Consider the following 15,315-nt stretch of genomic DNA (forward strand, 5'->3'; position numbering starts at 1 on the left):
TAAATTATGACAGTATTGACTGAAAACCCAAAAGAAAGATTAATTATAGCATTAGATTTTAATTCTATTGAAGAAGCTGAAAAACTTATAGATGAACTTGGAGATGAGGCTTTATTTTATAAAGTAGGACTTGAGCTTTTTCTTTATACCAAAGGAGAGATAATAGAATATTTGGATCTTAAAAATAAAAAAATATTTCTTGATTTGAAATTTCATGATATACCTAATACTACGGCTATGGCATCTCTATTTGCCGCTAAACAGAATGTGTTTATGTTTAATGTGCATACAAGCGGCGGTAAAAATATGATGAAAAAAACTGCTGAGGAAATAAGAAAACTTAATAAGGATAATCTTATAATAGGCGTAACTATACTTACAAGTCTTTCGGAAAATGATGTAAAGAATATGTTCAATTCAAATTTTGCATTGACTGATTTGGCTGTTCATTGGGCTAAATTAGGAAAAAAATCAGGTCTTGACGGAGTGGTATGCTCTCCTAAAGAAGCAGGCATAATAAAGAGAGAATGCGGCGAAAGTTTTATTACAGTATGTCCTGGAGTAAGACCTAAATGGTCGGACGCAGACGATCAGGAAAGAATTATGACTCCTAAAGAAGCAATAGAAAACGGATGTGATTATCTAGTTGTAGGAAGACCTATTACAAGAAATTCGGACAGAGTGAAAGCATGTAAAATGATAATAAAAGAAATTTCAGAAGGAATAGAAAACAATAAAAAAAAGAAATCAAGATTAATAGATAAAGCTTTGCTTGATACTAAAGCGGTTAAACTCAATGTAAAAGAGCCGTTTACATTTGTATCTGGAATAAAAAGTCCTATATACTGCGACAACAGATATATTATAGGGTTTCCTGAAGCAAGACAGATTATAGTTAATGCTTTTATAAATATTTTAAAATGTAAGGACTTTGATTGTATAGCAGGAACTGCTACGGCAGGAATACCTTGGGCTTCTTTTATAGCTTATGAACTTAATAAACCGTTATGCTATATAAGAGCAGAAAAAAAAGAACATGGAAGAGGAAGACAGATAGAGGGAGCTGAATGCTGCGGTAAGAAATTAATTTTAATAGAAGATTTAATTTCAACGGGAACAAGTTCTATAAAGGCTTTTAATGCGGCGGTTAATGAAGGCGCTATAGGTCTTGAGATTATAGCGATATTTTCTTATGAATTTGAAAAGGCTTATAAAAACTTTGAAGAGGCTAAAATAAGATTTTCATCTCTTTCTAATTTTTCATCTCTTATGGATACGGCTAAAGAAGAAAATTATATAACGGAAGATGAACTTAAAAAAGCATTGGAATGGAATAAAAATCCTGATATATGGGGAAAATAAAAAATAATTGTTATTTTATAAGCTTTCTCATGTATCTGAAAAAATCTTCTTTTTCTTTAGTAGAAATCATACAGGTATTTAAAAATACTTCCATTATTTCCTGATTAACACTTCCCATAGCAGATTTAACTGCCAGTGACTGATTTAGTATATCTCCGCAGTATTCTCCTTTTGCAAGCATTTTCTTCATACCTTTAATTTGACCTTCAATTCTGTTTAATCTGATAATAAGTTTTTTTCTTCTTTCTGAAGATTCTTCTCTGTCAAACTTAGAAACTTTATTATTATCTCCAAAATATTTGTTCCAAGCCTTTAATCCTCCTTCCAATACATATATATTGTTGAACCCATGTTCTTTCATATATTCAGCTGCTTTTATACTCAATTTTCCGATAGAGCAATATAATAAATAAGGAATATTTTTATCTAATTTTGATATTTCCCTTTTAGCTACTCTAGGCTTAAGGAAATTTATAGAAATAGAATCTTCAATCATACCCTCATAATTATGCTCCATTTCTGTTCTGACATCTAATATTACTATATTATTTGTTTTATTAATAATTTCGTCAGCCTCCGAAGGAGATAATATATTTAAACCGTTTTCTACTAGCATATTTAAGTCCTTATAAAAACATTCTTATTTGATATTTATTATATAATAAATTATAAAAAAATAAAATTGATAAAATATTTTTTTTAATTAAAAAATATTTTGATATATAAAATAAATATGTTACAATACAAAAGTAATTTATATTGTAATATTTTAGAGTTATCTTATGAAAAGAATATTTATAATTATTTATATAACTGCAATGCTTTTTTTTAGCTGCTCCAGTATTAAAACTTATAGAGATGATTTAAAAGGTGCTACAAGATATTATACAGACGATTTTGTAGAATGGGGAGTTTTTTTAGATATTGCAGTATATGATAATAAGCCTGATATGCCTATAATTGCCCTAAGAGTCAGAACCAGGGGATTATACAATTATATTAATTTAAGAGAAATATGCTTTTTTGATAAAATAAGCAGAGAAAATATCTTTTTCAAATTAGATAAGAGTGAAAATGATATAATATTTATTGACGGTCATTTTTCAGGCTCTACTTATATAAGCCCCAAAGTTTATAAAATAGCAAAAGGCATTAAAATTTTAAATAATAAAGAATTAGATTTACTATACGATTTTATGACTTCTTCTTCAAAGCCTTATATAAGATTTTACGGAAATTTTCAAGATGATAATTATCTGCCAAGCGGACAGCAAAAAAATATAATTAAGTTAATAGATAAATATAGAACAGAAATTAAAAAAAATTGAATGTTATAATTATTAAAATAAAAACAGCTTTTTAAATGCTATTTTTATTTTAATATTATATGCTTATCCGAAATATCCCGTTAATATAGGTTTTCTTCCAGTAGTTTTATCATTAAAGTATTCATATTGCGATAATCCTATAAATCCTCCTGAAACATTAATAACATTGCTGAATCCTATATTCTGAAGTATTTTGCATGCGGTATAACTAGTTAATCCCGTTTTGCAGGTAATATATACTGGTATGTCTTTCGGAATCTCATTATATCTTTTTCTTAAACTTCCAAGAGGTATATTAACTGCATTTTCCAAATGACCTAAAGCAAAATCTTCAGGCATTCTCACATCCAAAAAATAAGCATTTTTTTCAGCTAATTCTCTAACCTCACTGTAATGAACTTGTCTGTAATCTCCGTTTCTTAAATTTGAAGATACATATCCTGCAAAATTTACAACATCTTTGGCAGTACCAAATGAAGGAGCATAGCATAATTCTAAATCTTTTAAATCGTCTATAGTTCCTCCGAACTTAATAACGGCAGCTATGACATCTATTCTTTTATCAACATTTCCTCTTCCGATAGCCTGAGCTCCTAATACTTTTCCTGTAGGTACTTCATATATAAGCTTGAAATGCATTAATCTGGAAGAAGGCATAATAGATACTCCGTCAAAAGGAATAATTTCAATAGTATCATAATCTATATTCAAATTCATAGCTTTTATAAAATTTTCGGAAAGTCCTGTTGAAGCCCCGTTATATCCGAATACTTTAATAACAGATGAAGATATAAATCCTCTGCTGTCTGCATTTCTTCCGTTAATATGATCGGCAGCCCATCTAGCCTGTTTCTGAGCAGGTCCTGCCAATGGCAATCTGAAATAATCATTAAACAAAGGACTATAAACTTCTACAGCATCTCCGACTGCATAAATATCTTTATCATTAGTTCTGTAATTAGAATCCACTTTAATAGCCTTAGTTTTTCCAAGCTCTATTCCAGCTTTAACTGCAATATCAGTTTCAGGAGAAACGCCTATGGCAAGTATAACCGCATCAGCCTCAACTTTTTTTCCTGAAGCTAAAATAACCGTATTTGCATCAAAACTATCAACTTTATCATTAACAATTAAAGTTACTCCGTTGTCCATTATCTCTCTATGAAGAATTTGAACCATATCATAATCAAACGGCTTCATTATCTGCGGCAATGCCTCAATTATTGCTACATTATATCCTGCATGCTTTAGATTTTCAGCCATTTCAATACCGATAAATCCTCCGCCTATAACGGCAACCTTTGCATTATCTTTGTTTTTAAGAAAATTATGTATTTTATTTATATCAACAACATTTCTAACGGTAAATACATTAACTTTTTCCATTCCTTTTATATTAGGTACTATAGGCTTAGCTCCCATAGAAAGTATAAGCTTGTCATAACTCTCTTTATATTCTTTTCCTTCATATAAAACAGTAACTTCTTTTTTATTTCTGTCTATAGATACAACCTCGCTATTAACTCTTGCATCCACATTAAACTGCTTTAAAAATTTTTCAGGATTCATCAGAAGCAAAGCATCTTGTGAAGGTATTAAGCCTCCTGCATAATAAGGAAGCGAACAATTAGAAAAAGATACATGAGGTCCTTTTTCAAATATTATGATTTTATCTTCTTCGTTTAATCTTCTGAGTCTTGCAGCGGCGGAAGCTCCTCCAGCCACGCCTCCCACTATTAATATTTTTTTCATTTTTTTACTCCATACATATATTATATAAATATACCTAGTATATGTATAATATATAAATAAGTCAATATTTTTGCACAAAAAATAATATATTAAATAAAGCAATTAATAATTTTACGAATATATTCCGATACTATATACAAAAGTCTTTGGAGGTTTTAAATGGGAGTTTATTCTATTTATTCATCTGAAATGTTTCCATTGACTAGACATATGACTTCTGCAGGATTAAATGTTTATAATTCTTCTGCTTATGTATCTGCAAAAGCAGTAAGTATTGTTACTCCTCAGGGCTCATCTGTACCTATAAACAACAATATTGGAAAGACTTTAGATGTATACGCTTAATTATCTATTATGACCAATTAATGCATAAGATGATGAAAATCATTAAAACATAATTGGTCATAATTTTTAATAAAAAAATACATTATGTAAACCATATTGTTATCATACTATATTCTATAGTATTTATTTTTGATATTTTTTTATATTTTTCTTGATTTAATATCATATTCATTTATACTTATAAAGTAAATTAGTTATAAATTTATAAATAAAAACGGAGGATAAAAATATGGATATTTCAGTTTATAATTCTTACTCTAAACAGGATATATCTTTAAGTATAATAAGAAATACATCAGATATGCAGGCTCAGGCTGTGGATAAAATAATGACAAGCATTCAGCCTCAAGCTGTATCTGCACCTATGAGACCTGGAGTAGGCGAAAGATTAAGTACTTATGCTTGATTTAGGTAAATAATTTTTTTAAGGCCGCTAATTGTTTTATTAGCGGCTTTTTTTATTTTAAATATGCCCAATATAAGTTACTAAAAGTAACTTTTTTCTTTAATAGTCAAATTATAAATTGTTTTTTTTAATAAAATTTTATTTATCATAAATAAATATACATAAGTATAAATGGAGTTTTTTATGATGGATACAGAAGCAGTATTAAAAAATTTAGGTCAAAATATAAGAGAATTAAGAAAAAACAAAAAATGACAATATCCGAACTTGCAGAAAAATCTTTGCTGTCGGAAAAATATCTGCAGGGAGTAGAAGTGGGAAATAGGAATATATCAATTAAAAACCTGAATAAAATCTGTAAAGCTCTGGAAACATCTCCTGATATATTGCTTAATATGAGACCTTATAATTTAAAAACATCTGAAGAGAAAATATTCGCAATATCTGAAAAACTGAAAAAATTTGAAGAAAATAAATTGGATCTTATAGGAAATATGATAGATCATTTAAACGATATAATAAAAGAAGGTAAAAACAATAAATAAAATACATTCAATTAATTTCTTATACTAAACTCACAGCCGCAGTAATTCTGTCTGTAAAGTCCCGCTTCATCAGCTATTATATTAGTTTTTTTAAATCCGTCTTTTTTTTTGAAATCAAAATGAAGATATTTTATAGGAAAATATTCCTGAGCTAATGAATTGCCTATAATTTCTATAATTTTGCTGTTTTTATGAGGACTTACGGTCATAACGGTTGCAACATACTCTGCATTAATAAATGAAGCATATTCAAAAGCCTTTTTAATTCTATGCTTAAAACATATACTGCATCTGGAGCCCTTTTCAGGTTCATTCTCAAAGCCTTTTATGTCATTATACCAATCTGAAACAGAATTGTTCTCTTCAGAAATATAGGTTTTTACTCCCAAACTATGAGCATATTTTATAAACTCGTCTCTTCTTCTTTCATATTCATATATGGGGTAAATATTAGGATTATAAAAATAAAATATACTTTCATAATCTTCCAATATAGTATAAGGATAACTCATACAAACGGCGCAGCAGGTATGAACAACTAATTTAGATTTCATATAAATAATTTACTCCGTATTATCTTTTTACTGCTTTTAATGTGATAGTTTTATCATCAAATCCGCTGATTATAATTTGATATCCCATATTTTTTGCCTTAGCATTAATATCCACTGCCAAATCTCTGCTGCTGCCTATATAGGTTACAACATATCTGGACGATTCGCCTGATATTCCTTTATTGTAAATATTTTTTAATCCTCCTATATTATGCTTCAGAGCCTCTTCAAAAACTATAGAATCATTAAAATCAAGACCATTAACATATATTGTATATTCCGCACCGTTTTGTACTTCGCTTTGCCATTTTTTTACTATCTGATTTATAAAATCTTCAGATATATAATCGGCTGATTTTATCAATGCAATGGAATGCGCATCTTTATCGCTTCCTCCAATCCCTCCGACCTGATGAGCAGCTCGGGCTATTGTGGTATAGTCAGATATATTAACGGCGGTAATAGCAACATCGCTTCTGTAGCTTTTCATAGCTGTTCCCTGTATAGTTGTAAAAAAAGATGCATTTGCTTTTCCTATTACAGCTATTTGCGCTCCAGCAGCACTGCCTATTTTTTTTACGGAATCATAAGACTGCGAGCCTTTTATATCTTCATAGCTTATATTTTCTTTTCTCATAATATTATTCAAAGAAGAAGCGCTTACGAATTTAAAGCCTTTTTCACTCATATTTTTTTCTAATTCAACATTAAAAGATTCGCTTAATCCTCCCGTTTCATCGGTAACAAGCATAACTATAATAGGCATATTTTTTCTATCCATAAGTATTCCCATAGCCTGCAGATTATCCTGAATCATATCAACGCCTACAGTTGCCTCTATTTTTGAATACCATACAGAACCCGATTTGGCTATATTAATAACTTTATATCCTGATATATACCCTGTAGTATTATCATATATTTTTGAACTTATGAGTTTATTATTTTCAACTAAAGTAGTTCCATTAACTATAGATCCTACCGCCTGTTCAACTGCATTTCTTTTAGCGCTTTCAATAGATCTCTCTATAGCATCCGCCTCGCCCCTTTTGTCTGCAGAAGCATAACCTTCGGCTGTTATCTTTGTAGTTTTTCCGCCTTTAAAATCAGGGTTTTTCCAATTATTAACTATTCCTATTTCTCCCGTATCCTCTCCAACATATACTCCGTCTGATGTATTTTTTGATACTGTAGCGCAGGATATAAAAAATACGGATAAAAATATAAATAAATATAACTTATTCAAAATAAACTTCATATTATCATAAACCTCTGCTGATTACTATACGATAAATTAATACTGTCTAATAAATATTATTAACATATATTTTATAATTAAAGCAATAATTTTTCAACATTACATAGATATTATGCAATTTTTTATTTAAAAGTTAAAGAAGGTATTTCTTTATATGAAGCAAAAATAAAGAGCTTATTATCAGCAAAGCTCTTGAAATTATAAAATATATAATATTCTAAAAGATAATAAAATATACGAACTATATATTGTTTATATATATTATTATACAATATATAGTTTGTATTTTTGTTTTATATGTATAGTAATACTATACATATAATTAATTGACAGCACTAAATGACAAAAATATTAAATAAACACAGTTTACTTATATTATTTATATAATACAATTAATACAAGAATATACTGCATTTTTTAGCATTATGAAATTAAAATATTTAATTCTGATAATCATTATATCTGTATTATTTCAATCCTGCAGAAAACTTTTTAATCCAAGATATTATTATAATAATGGAAAATCAAATAACACATTAATTGAAATTAATAATAAAAAACAGATAAAATTAATATTCACATCATTGGAATTAAAAAATATAGACATTCAGTCTGCTGAAAGAAATATCGTTACTGGAAATACAGGACATTATGGGCAGCTGTTTAATTATGCTTTATTCGGTTATGATATAAAGTTAGATTTTTACAGTTCTTCAAACTCCATTCATTTTTTTAAATCATTAGCATTTTTAAATCCTAAAAATATCTCAGAAGCATTAAAGGTAAATGTTTCTGATACGGAAAATATAAACATTGATGTTAAAGAATATTTATTAGGCTATGACGATAAGATATTGATTTTAGTTAATATAACTAAATATGATCAAATAATTGGAGATTTATTAGAAGTTCATTATCCGTATGTGTACTGCGGGAATGATAAAATAAAAATAGAATTAAGACATAACAGTTCTGATAATACTTTTGAATTGTTTTTGGTAACGGACGGATACAGAGATAGAATAATATCTAAGACAGAATTTTTATCTGCAGATGCAGATAAAGAGGCTGAAATATTCATATTAATTGATGGTATGGACGGAGAGAATAATGAAAATAACTGCGGAGAAGGTCCGACAGGACTGAACAATACTATAGAGTTAAAAATAAAGTTTATATTTCAGAACATAGTATAAATATTTTTTATATAAGATTTATCATAATGGGATATTTTTTATTTTATTAAATATCTCTCTTGTAAAGAATATAATTTATAGAAAATATACCAAATTATATATATATTTAAAATATTGATTTTTTATATTCTTAAATTATAATATTAAATCATAAAAATTGCTGGCAAAGGTTTTTGTATATGGATAATATATTAAGTTCTGAGAATCTGCTTAATTCAGCTATGACGGTTTGCTGGATAGGCTTGATTATATCTTCAATATCGGCTTTAACTATAATAATAGATAGATTTATATATTTTACTAGAATAAAATCACAGGATAATTCTCTTGCGCCGAAATTAATTTCATTAGTTAAGGATAAGGAAATAAAAGCGGCTATTGCATTATGCGAATCTTCAAAATCTCCTTTATCAAATATTATAATATCAGGACTTAAGAATATTAATTCGCATAAAGAGTTTATGCAAAGCGCATCCAATAATGAACTTCCGAAACTTGAGAAATTTATCTCTGCTCTTTCCACAATTTCTACTATAGCACCTCTTTTCGGACTTTTAGGAACTATACTTGGTATGATACAGTCTTTTGCTGTTATATCGGCAGTCGGAAGCGGAAAGCCAGCCGCTTTGGCTTCAGGTATTTCAAATGCTTTGCTTACAACTGCAGCAGGACTTATTATTGCCATACCTGCAGTTATTTTTTATAATTATTTTGTAAATACCATTAATTCAAGAATACTTTTTATGGAAAACCTTTCAAATGAAATATCAGATATTATTAAATCAGATAATAAAATATAATTTTTTTATTTAAAAAGTTATCAGATTTGGAATTTAGTTTGCGTAATATTAAAAATTTTTATTATTTAATTGACAATATAAATTTTAACTTTATAATTATTTTGTTGAATGTTTATATTATTTATTGATGTAGAATTAATTTTTAAAGAAGTTTTATATTTATTTATGAAAAATATTGAATTGTATATATTGCTGATTTATATTATTTTATTTTTATTTTCCTGCAGTAACTTTAAATCTGATAAGGAAAATAATTCAATTTATGATCGAGCAGGAAATAGTATAATTTTTCCAAGCAAGATAGAAAATATAGCCTCTTTATCTCCTTCTGCTTCCGATATTATATTGGCTTTAGGGTTGGCTGATAAAATAACTGCTTTAGATTCAGTTTCCAAAGATATTCTTCAAACCAATAATATAGATGTGTCGGATAAAATAATTTTTGATATGTTAAATCCCGATTCTGAAAAGATGATGCATATTAATCCCGATATTTTATTTGTTAATAATTTCAGCGTATTTTCAGGTAAAAATTCTTTAGATTCTATAAAAGACTTTGGAATATGCATTGCCGTTATACCGAACAGCGATACAATAAAATCAATAGAAGAAGATATATATTTTATAGGATATGTTTTAAATAAAAATAATGAGGCTTCAAATATAGTAAATATGATGAATTCAAACATAGAAAAAATAAAATCTGTAGGAAATACAATAACCAATAGGAAAAAAGTATATTTTGAAATAGCAGCTTTGCCAAATTTGTATACATTCGGTGCAAATGTTTATTTAGATGACATGATTAATATTATAGGAGCAATTAATATATTTTCAAATAGAAATAATTGGATAACAGCATCTGAAGAAAATGTACTGTTTTCAAATCCAGATATTATATTTACAAGCGTTCAATATATAAATAACCCTGAAAAAGAAATATTAAGCCGTAAATATTGGAAAAATATAAATGCTTTAAAAAATAATAATGTACATTATATAGCATCAAGTTCGCTTCCTACTCATAATATTATATATGCTTTGTTTGATATGGCTAAATATGTTTATCCCGATGAATATAAAGATATTTATATGATTGGGAATTAATTATAAATAATGATAAAAAAAATAATTATAATTCTAATATTGGTTTTTATTTCAACTGTATTATCGGTATGCATAGGCAGCATATTCATATCCCCTAAAGAAATAATATATATATTTGTTTATAAAATTTTTAATATAGAACTCATAAATATAGATAAAATAAATTCAGATATTATAAGCATCAGATTTAAGCATTCTGTATTATCATTATTTGCGGGAGCTTCTCTGTCAATGACTGGAGCAGTAATACAGTCTGTATTAAGGAATCCTCTAGCTTCTGCATATAATTTAGGCATATCATCTGGTGCAGGGCTTGGAGCATCTTTATTAATAGTAATGCAGCTGTCTTTTAATAGGTATTTTTTTATAGGAATATCTATACTGTTTGCATTTATTACCATATTGCTTATACTTTTTATATCAGATAAGATAGATAAATATACAAGCAATAATTCCATAATACTTGCAGGCATAGTTATATCATTATTTTTAAGTTCTGTTATGAGTTTTTTATCTTATATGTTTCCTAAATATTCAAATCAGATAATACTTTGGCAATTAGGAAGTTTGTCTGTAAGAAATAAATTAGATATTCTTATAATTATTTTTATAACTTTAATATTTTTATTAATCCTTATGAAATATTCAAATGTTCTTGATATAATGACTTTTGGAGATGATGCAAGTTTATCGCTTGGAGTTGATGTTAAGAATATGAGAATATTTTTTATATTAATATCTTCATTTATAACGGCAGTTTTGACGGCATTTACAGGTATAATAGGCTTTGTGGATTTAGTATCTCCTCATATAGCCAGAAAAATATTCGGCGCTAAGCATACAGTGGTTTTGCCTATGTCAGCTTTGATAGGAGGACTTATCTTGAATGTTTCAGATATATTTTCAAGGATTATAGTTTCAGGTTCTAACATACCTATAGGAATAGTTACCGCTGTTATAGGTGCTCCGTTCTTCTTATATTTATTTATGTCAGGCGGCAGTGTAAAAAGAATATAATTTTCTAAGGAATATAATTTTTTATGAATAATGCGTATAAAATGATTGAAGTTAAAGGGCTTTCTATTGATTATTATAATGAAAAATATGTATTAAAAGATATATCTTTTGAAGTATTAAAAAATGAAAGCTTATGCATCATAGGACCGAACGGATGCGGTAAGAGTACTTTGCTTAAATCTTTATGCAGAATAGTAGATTTTAAGGGCGATATACTTATTAACAATGAAAATATAAGAAAAATTGACGCTTATAAAACTATAGCCTTAATGAGTCAAATGTCGGCAATATATTTCGGTTACAGCGTTTATGATACTGTAATGATGGGCAGATATTTTAATTATAAGGATAAATTATTATCTATGCCGAGCAGAGAGGATAAAGATTTTGTAATTTATTATATGGATAAGCTTAAAATAATGCATCTTAAAGATAAAATTATAACAGAACTTTCAGGAGGGGAGCTTCAAAGAGTTTTTTTGGCAAGAACTTTAGTACAGAATCCGAGCATTATATTAATGGATGAGCCTACTAATCATTTAGATTTGAATAGTCAGATAGAGTTGATTTATAATTTAAAAGATTGGGTTCAAAACGGAAGCAGATGCATAATTTCCGTACTGCATGATATAAATTCGGTATTCAATTTTGCAGATAAGCTTCTTATATTAAAGAACGGAAGTTTAGAATATTTTGGCTCTATTAAAAATTTTGATATTTCTTTATTGAACAGAGTATATGATATAGATGTTGCAGGGTATATGAGCAAATCATTTCAGAAATGGAGTATTTTTTAAAATTATAAAATACTGATTTATATTTTTATAATAAATCATTAATTTTTATTATAATTTATCTATACATGCTGTAATTATTAGAGTTCCAGTCTGCACAGATTTTTTATCTGTTTGTACATAATTATATACATTTTCTATTATTTTCATTAAAGATTATACATCTATATCGCTTTATGATAATATAGGGGGTGAAAATACCTTGCTTCTGTATATTATATTTTTATCTATAACTTTTATTATAGGCGCCCTTGATATGCCTGATAGGTTTTGAATTGTTAGTTTGCTGAATATTATATTTGTTGTGGTTGTACCTATATCTATTCCAACGCTTAATATATTATACATAATTTTTATATGTTTTATTAATGTTTTTTTAATAAATTAAAAATTATATCCAAGTTCAAACTCCCATGTAAAAGGTTTGGCAACGGAATATTCTGAAAGTATCGGGGTTTTATTAAAAATATTTTTAAAATGCATTGAAAATATCAAATGACTGAACCATACTGAGTAAAATGATATATTAAAATCATGAAATATTTGTGAGTATATTATCGGTCTGTAATCAGATAGAGGTCTTTTAGAAGAATAAGTATAATAAATATTTAATGATAATGAAGTTAATATTTTATTTTTTGCAATAAAGTCATATCCTAATAATGTGGCCGCAGTATGTTCAGGCAGTCCTATTTTAGGTAATTTGTCTTTTCCCATAAATCCGAGCTGATATGAATAGCCTAATTTAATTTTTATTTTATGATACTCGGCAAAGGATATATCATATCCTATACTTGAATTAAATATATGAGAAAAGGCTGTGTCTACATTTTTAGGTATTTCAGAATAATAAACTATTTTATTTGTGTATGCTGTATATGCATAGGAGGCTTCTATTATTAAATTTGACAAAGGCTTTAATATTAATTTTGTAAGTAATTGATTATAGCTTTCAGGCAGCAGTTTAGGATTGCTTAATTTTCCGTAATATAAATCATTAAAAGTGGGAGATGTATAATCGCTTATATAGCATACATACAATCCGTAGCCTTTATAAAAATTTAAATTAAATCCTGCATTATAAGACAAATAATTATTATTTTTCTCATTTGTAAATTTTTCATTTTGGTATTCATATTTTATGCTTGGAAGAATTGAAAATATAGGGGAGGAATCGTCCCAATATCCGAATGATAACTGCATATCGTATTTAAGCGAAAGAGAATGTCTTTGAGGATAATAATAAAAATTAGTTTCTACTGCATTGGTGTCTTCTGTCAGAATATTGTATCTGTATTCAGGCATTAATTTATTATACAGTGTTACAGTGTCAGGTAAAAGCTCGTCCATTCTTGAAAGAGTTGTATTTAAGCTTACCGCATGCGATTTATAATCGGATACAAATTTCCCGTCTTTATAATATGGTCTGTCTGTAAAAGAATCAAATAAATATGATAAATTAATATTATAATCCATTATATCGGAAAATCCGTTATATGATACGGAAGATAGAAGAGTGGTAAAAGCAAACCAAGAATCCGTTTTGCTTATGGGCGGAATGTCTTTTTGCGACGATGAGCTTGAATACGATATATCTGCAAATGCATTAATATAATTTTTATTATCAAATGTATATTTATAATTAGCCGATGAATTAACTATAAACTGCCTATTATCCGTTATATATCCTTCTATATTGTTTCCAGACATATTGTTAAAGTTATAATAATAGTTTCCGCTGCTGTAATAAGAATCCGCAGTAAAGGTAAATATTTGATGTTTGTCTATATTTTTTGAAAATAATATTGAAGGTCTTACTGTATTATAAGCTCCGTAGCCTAAAGATATTAAAAGTATATCCTGAAGAGGAGTTTTTGTGGTAATATAAATACTGTTTCCTATAATTTCAATTTTTTCTATTAAATTTGCAGGTATTCTTCTTAAATCTACGCCCGCATCGGCATTTCCTTTTGCAGTATTCATAAGAATGCCGTTAATATATATTCTTATATTGTCTCCGTTCGCTCCTGCAGGATCAATAACTTCATTGCCCATGTATGTTCCTTTATTTACAAACCCAGGCTGATTTGCAAGAACTTCCTGAGCATTTTTATAGCCCATTCTTTCTATCTCTTCAGAGTCTATTATTTTGTTATTTATGCTGACGGGTGTTTTTTTAGATGATGCATTATTATTTGCTTGCTTGATTTTATCTTTATTGGTTATTTCAGTCTGAGAAGTAATCCATATACCGCCTTTCAGCTCTTTTATAAGGTAAGTCTGAGAATATAATAAACCGCTTAATAGTATTAGTATTATAATATATTTTTTCATATATTTAATTTAATTTTAAATATCCGAATATAAAATCATATTTAATCCATTCTGAGCCTCCTCCGTAAAAAGCCAATTCCCTTCCTTCTTCATCTATTATTATGAGTCTGTAGCGTGCATACATTCCTGTTCCCGCTTTATTATCCCAATATATACCCGCCAAATATTTTTTATTATTATATTCATATATTCCGCAATCAGTAATTGTAGTTCTTGGATTTGCAGTATCATTATTATCGAAATAGTTTCCGTTTGTATCAAAAAATCCTATTTTGCTATAGCAATTTTTGTATTCATAAACATCTTTTAAAGATATAAAATTAGTCCATTTACTTTTTAGAATGTCTTTATCTGCAGCATTTAGTTCTTCTTTTTTATTTCCGTATAGACAATTATGTTTTCCAAAAGTTACGGCTCTTACAGATGAAATATTTTGATTATTGCCGCTTGGATTCATCAAAGGATTAGAACAAGCAAAAACAGAAAATATTAAAATTAATAGGTATAATTTTTTCAT

At 27.7% G+C, this 15,315-nt stretch carries 16 protein-coding genes and 1 pseudogene; 10 read left to right on the forward strand and 7 right to left on the reverse strand.

The annotated features are described in order from the left end of the window. Positions 1–6: 6 nt before the first annotated feature. Entirely contained in the window at positions 7–1,362 is a 1,356-nt protein-coding gene (gene pyrF / locus QZ306_RS02950; protein ID WP_295160826.1) for an orotidine-5'-phosphate decarboxylase, read from the forward strand. Positions 1,363–1,372: 10 nt separating this feature from the next. Here the strand turns inward: pyrF and QZ306_RS02955 are convergent, their stop codons facing one another. Beyond that, positions 1,373–1,978: a metal-sensing transcriptional repressor gene (locus tag QZ306_RS02955; protein ID WP_295160829.1), complete on the reverse strand. Its 606-nt coding sequence runs from the start codon at positions 1,976–1,978 to the stop codon at positions 1,373–1,375. 166 nt (positions 1,979–2,144) lie between these two features. On the opposite strand from QZ306_RS02955, the gene QZ306_RS02960 reads away from it, so the two are divergent. Beyond that, positions 2,145–2,690 carry a hypothetical protein gene (locus QZ306_RS02960; protein ID WP_295160831.1) on the forward strand — a complete coding sequence of 182 codons (546 nt, stop codon included), beginning with the start codon at positions 2,145–2,147 and terminating at the stop codon, positions 2,688–2,690. Positions 2,691–2,753: 63 nt separating this feature from the next. Here the strand turns inward: QZ306_RS02960 and QZ306_RS02965 are convergent, their stop codons facing one another. Further along, positions 2,754–4,442, reverse strand: coding sequence for an FAD-dependent oxidoreductase (locus QZ306_RS02965; protein WP_295160834.1), 1,689 nt, complete (start codon positions 4,440–4,442; stop codon positions 2,754–2,756). A gap of 159 nt (positions 4,443–4,601) precedes the next feature. On the opposite strand from QZ306_RS02965, the gene QZ306_RS02970 reads away from it, so the two are divergent. The 3 genes and pseudogenes from QZ306_RS02970 to QZ306_RS02980 all read left to right on the forward strand — a co-directional run bounded on the left by QZ306_RS02970 (position 4,602) and on the right by QZ306_RS02980 (position 5,738). Beyond that, positions 4,602–4,787 carry a hypothetical protein gene (locus QZ306_RS02970; protein WP_295160836.1) on the forward strand — a complete coding sequence of 62 codons (186 nt, stop codon included), beginning with the start codon at positions 4,602–4,604 and terminating at the stop codon, positions 4,785–4,787. Positions 4,788–5,016: 229 nt separating this feature from the next. Next, entirely contained in the window at positions 5,017–5,193 is a 177-nt protein-coding gene (locus QZ306_RS02975; protein WP_295160839.1) for a putative motility protein, read from the forward strand. 183 nt (positions 5,194–5,376) lie between these two features. Continuing rightward, positions 5,377–5,738: pseudogene (locus tag QZ306_RS02980) on the forward strand (helix-turn-helix transcriptional regulator). Between the two features lie 11 nt (positions 5,739–5,749). Here QZ306_RS02980 and QZ306_RS02985 read toward each other — a convergent pair. Together QZ306_RS02985 and QZ306_RS02990 are read right to left on the reverse strand one after the other, a co-directional pair. Continuing rightward, positions 5,750–6,292 carry an epoxyqueuosine reductase QueH gene (locus tag QZ306_RS02985; RefSeq protein WP_295160841.1) on the reverse strand — a complete coding sequence of 181 codons (543 nt, stop codon included), beginning with the start codon at positions 6,290–6,292 and terminating at the stop codon, positions 5,750–5,752. 19 nt (positions 6,293–6,311) lie between these two features. Further along, positions 6,312–7,550, reverse strand: coding sequence for a hypothetical protein (locus tag QZ306_RS02990; RefSeq protein ID WP_295160844.1), 1,239 nt, complete (start codon positions 7,548–7,550; stop codon positions 6,312–6,314). Positions 7,551–7,975: 425 nt separating this feature from the next. On the opposite strand from QZ306_RS02990, the gene QZ306_RS02995 reads away from it, so the two are divergent. From QZ306_RS02995 to QZ306_RS03015, 5 genes are all read left to right on the forward strand, one after another. Continuing rightward, positions 7,976–8,746: a hypothetical protein gene (locus QZ306_RS02995; protein ID WP_295160847.1), complete on the forward strand. Its 771-nt coding sequence runs from the start codon at positions 7,976–7,978 to the stop codon at positions 8,744–8,746. Positions 8,747–8,925: 179 nt separating this feature from the next. Continuing rightward, on the forward strand, positions 8,926–9,546 hold the full coding sequence (locus QZ306_RS03000) for a MotA/TolQ/ExbB proton channel family protein (RefSeq protein ID WP_295160850.1): 621 nt from the start codon (positions 8,926–8,928) through the stop codon (positions 9,544–9,546). Positions 9,547–9,711: 165 nt separating this feature from the next. Beyond that, positions 9,712–10,653, forward strand: coding sequence for an ABC transporter substrate-binding protein (locus QZ306_RS03005; RefSeq protein ID WP_295160852.1), 942 nt, complete (start codon positions 9,712–9,714; stop codon positions 10,651–10,653). Between the two features lie 9 nt (positions 10,654–10,662). Next, the gene (locus QZ306_RS03010) at positions 10,663–11,670 is read left to right on the forward strand and encodes an iron ABC transporter permease (RefSeq protein WP_295160855.1); all 1,008 of its coding nucleotides are present in this window, start codon (positions 10,663–10,665) and stop codon (positions 11,668–11,670) included. A 23-nt stretch (positions 11,671–11,693) separates the two neighbouring features. Next, positions 11,694–12,467, forward strand: coding sequence for an ABC transporter ATP-binding protein (locus QZ306_RS03015; protein ID WP_295160858.1), 774 nt, complete (start codon positions 11,694–11,696; stop codon positions 12,465–12,467). Between the two features lie 171 nt (positions 12,468–12,638). Here QZ306_RS03015 and QZ306_RS03020 read toward each other — a convergent pair whose 3' ends face one another. The 3 genes from QZ306_RS03020 to QZ306_RS03030 are packed head-to-tail and all read right to left on the reverse strand — an operon-like array spanning position 12,639 to position 15,315. Beyond that, positions 12,639–12,812, reverse strand: a complete 174-nt coding sequence (locus QZ306_RS03020) for an ethanolamine ammonia-lyase reactivating factor EutA (RefSeq protein WP_295160860.1) — start codon at positions 12,810–12,812, stop codon at positions 12,639–12,641. Positions 12,813–12,848: 36 nt separating this feature from the next. Continuing rightward, positions 12,849–14,798: a TonB-dependent receptor plug domain-containing protein gene (locus QZ306_RS03025; protein ID WP_295160863.1), complete on the reverse strand. Its 1,950-nt coding sequence runs from the start codon at positions 14,796–14,798 to the stop codon at positions 12,849–12,851. A 4-nt stretch (positions 14,799–14,802) separates the two neighbouring features. After that, on the reverse strand, positions 14,803–15,315 hold the full coding sequence (locus tag QZ306_RS03030; RefSeq protein ID WP_295160866.1) for a hypothetical protein: 513 nt from the start codon (positions 15,313–15,315) through the stop codon (positions 14,803–14,805).

This window comes from uncultured Brachyspira sp., assembly GCF_910588665.1.
In the GTDB taxonomy this organism is placed as follows: domain Bacteria; phylum Spirochaetota; class Brachyspiria; order Brachyspirales; family Brachyspiraceae; genus Brachyspira.

Excerpts from the sequence above, each read along its gene's own strand:
- QZ306_RS03015 (WP_295160858.1), top strand. The coding sequence starts at position 11,694 with ATGAATAATGCGTATAAAATGATTGAAGTTAAAGGGCTTTCTATTGAT.
- QZ306_RS02990 (WP_295160844.1), bottom strand. The coding sequence starts at position 7,550 with ATGAAGTTTATTTTGAATAAGTTATATTTATTTATATTTTTATCCGTA.
- QZ306_RS03025 (WP_295160863.1), bottom strand. The coding sequence starts at position 14,798 with ATGAAAAAATATATTATAATACTAATACTATTAAGCGGTTTATTATAT.
- QZ306_RS02965 (WP_295160834.1), bottom strand. The coding sequence starts at position 4,442 with ATGAAAAAAATATTAATAGTGGGAGGCGTGGCTGGAGGAGCTTCCGCC.
- QZ306_RS02995 (WP_295160847.1), top strand. The coding sequence starts at position 7,976 with ATGAAATTAAAATATTTAATTCTGATAATCATTATATCTGTATTATTT.
- QZ306_RS02970 (WP_295160836.1), top strand. The coding sequence starts at position 4,602 with ATGGGAGTTTATTCTATTTATTCATCTGAAATGTTTCCATTGACTAGA.
- QZ306_RS02975 (WP_295160839.1), top strand. The coding sequence starts at position 5,017 with ATGGATATTTCAGTTTATAATTCTTACTCTAAACAGGATATATCTTTA.
- QZ306_RS03030 (WP_295160866.1), bottom strand. The coding sequence starts at position 15,315 with ATGAAAAAATTATACCTATTAATTTTAATATTTTCTGTTTTTGCTTGT.
- QZ306_RS02985 (WP_295160841.1), bottom strand. The coding sequence starts at position 6,292 with ATGAAATCTAAATTAGTTGTTCATACCTGCTGCGCCGTTTGTATGAGT.
- QZ306_RS03010 (WP_295160855.1), top strand. The coding sequence starts at position 10,663 with ATGATAAAAAAAATAATTATAATTCTAATATTGGTTTTTATTTCAACT.
- QZ306_RS03000 (WP_295160850.1), top strand. The coding sequence starts at position 8,926 with ATGGATAATATATTAAGTTCTGAGAATCTGCTTAATTCAGCTATGACG.
- pyrF (WP_295160826.1), top strand. The coding sequence starts at position 7 with ATGACAGTATTGACTGAAAACCCAAAAGAAAGATTAATTATAGCATTA.
- QZ306_RS02955 (WP_295160829.1), bottom strand. The coding sequence starts at position 1,978 with ATGCTAGTAGAAAACGGTTTAAATATATTATCTCCTTCGGAGGCTGAC.
- QZ306_RS03020 (WP_295160860.1), bottom strand. The coding sequence starts at position 12,812 with ATGTATAATATATTAAGCGTTGGAATAGATATAGGTACAACCACAACA.
- QZ306_RS02960 (WP_295160831.1), top strand. The coding sequence starts at position 2,145 with ATGAAAAGAATATTTATAATTATTTATATAACTGCAATGCTTTTTTTT.
- QZ306_RS03005 (WP_295160852.1), top strand. The coding sequence starts at position 9,712 with ATGAAAAATATTGAATTGTATATATTGCTGATTTATATTATTTTATTT.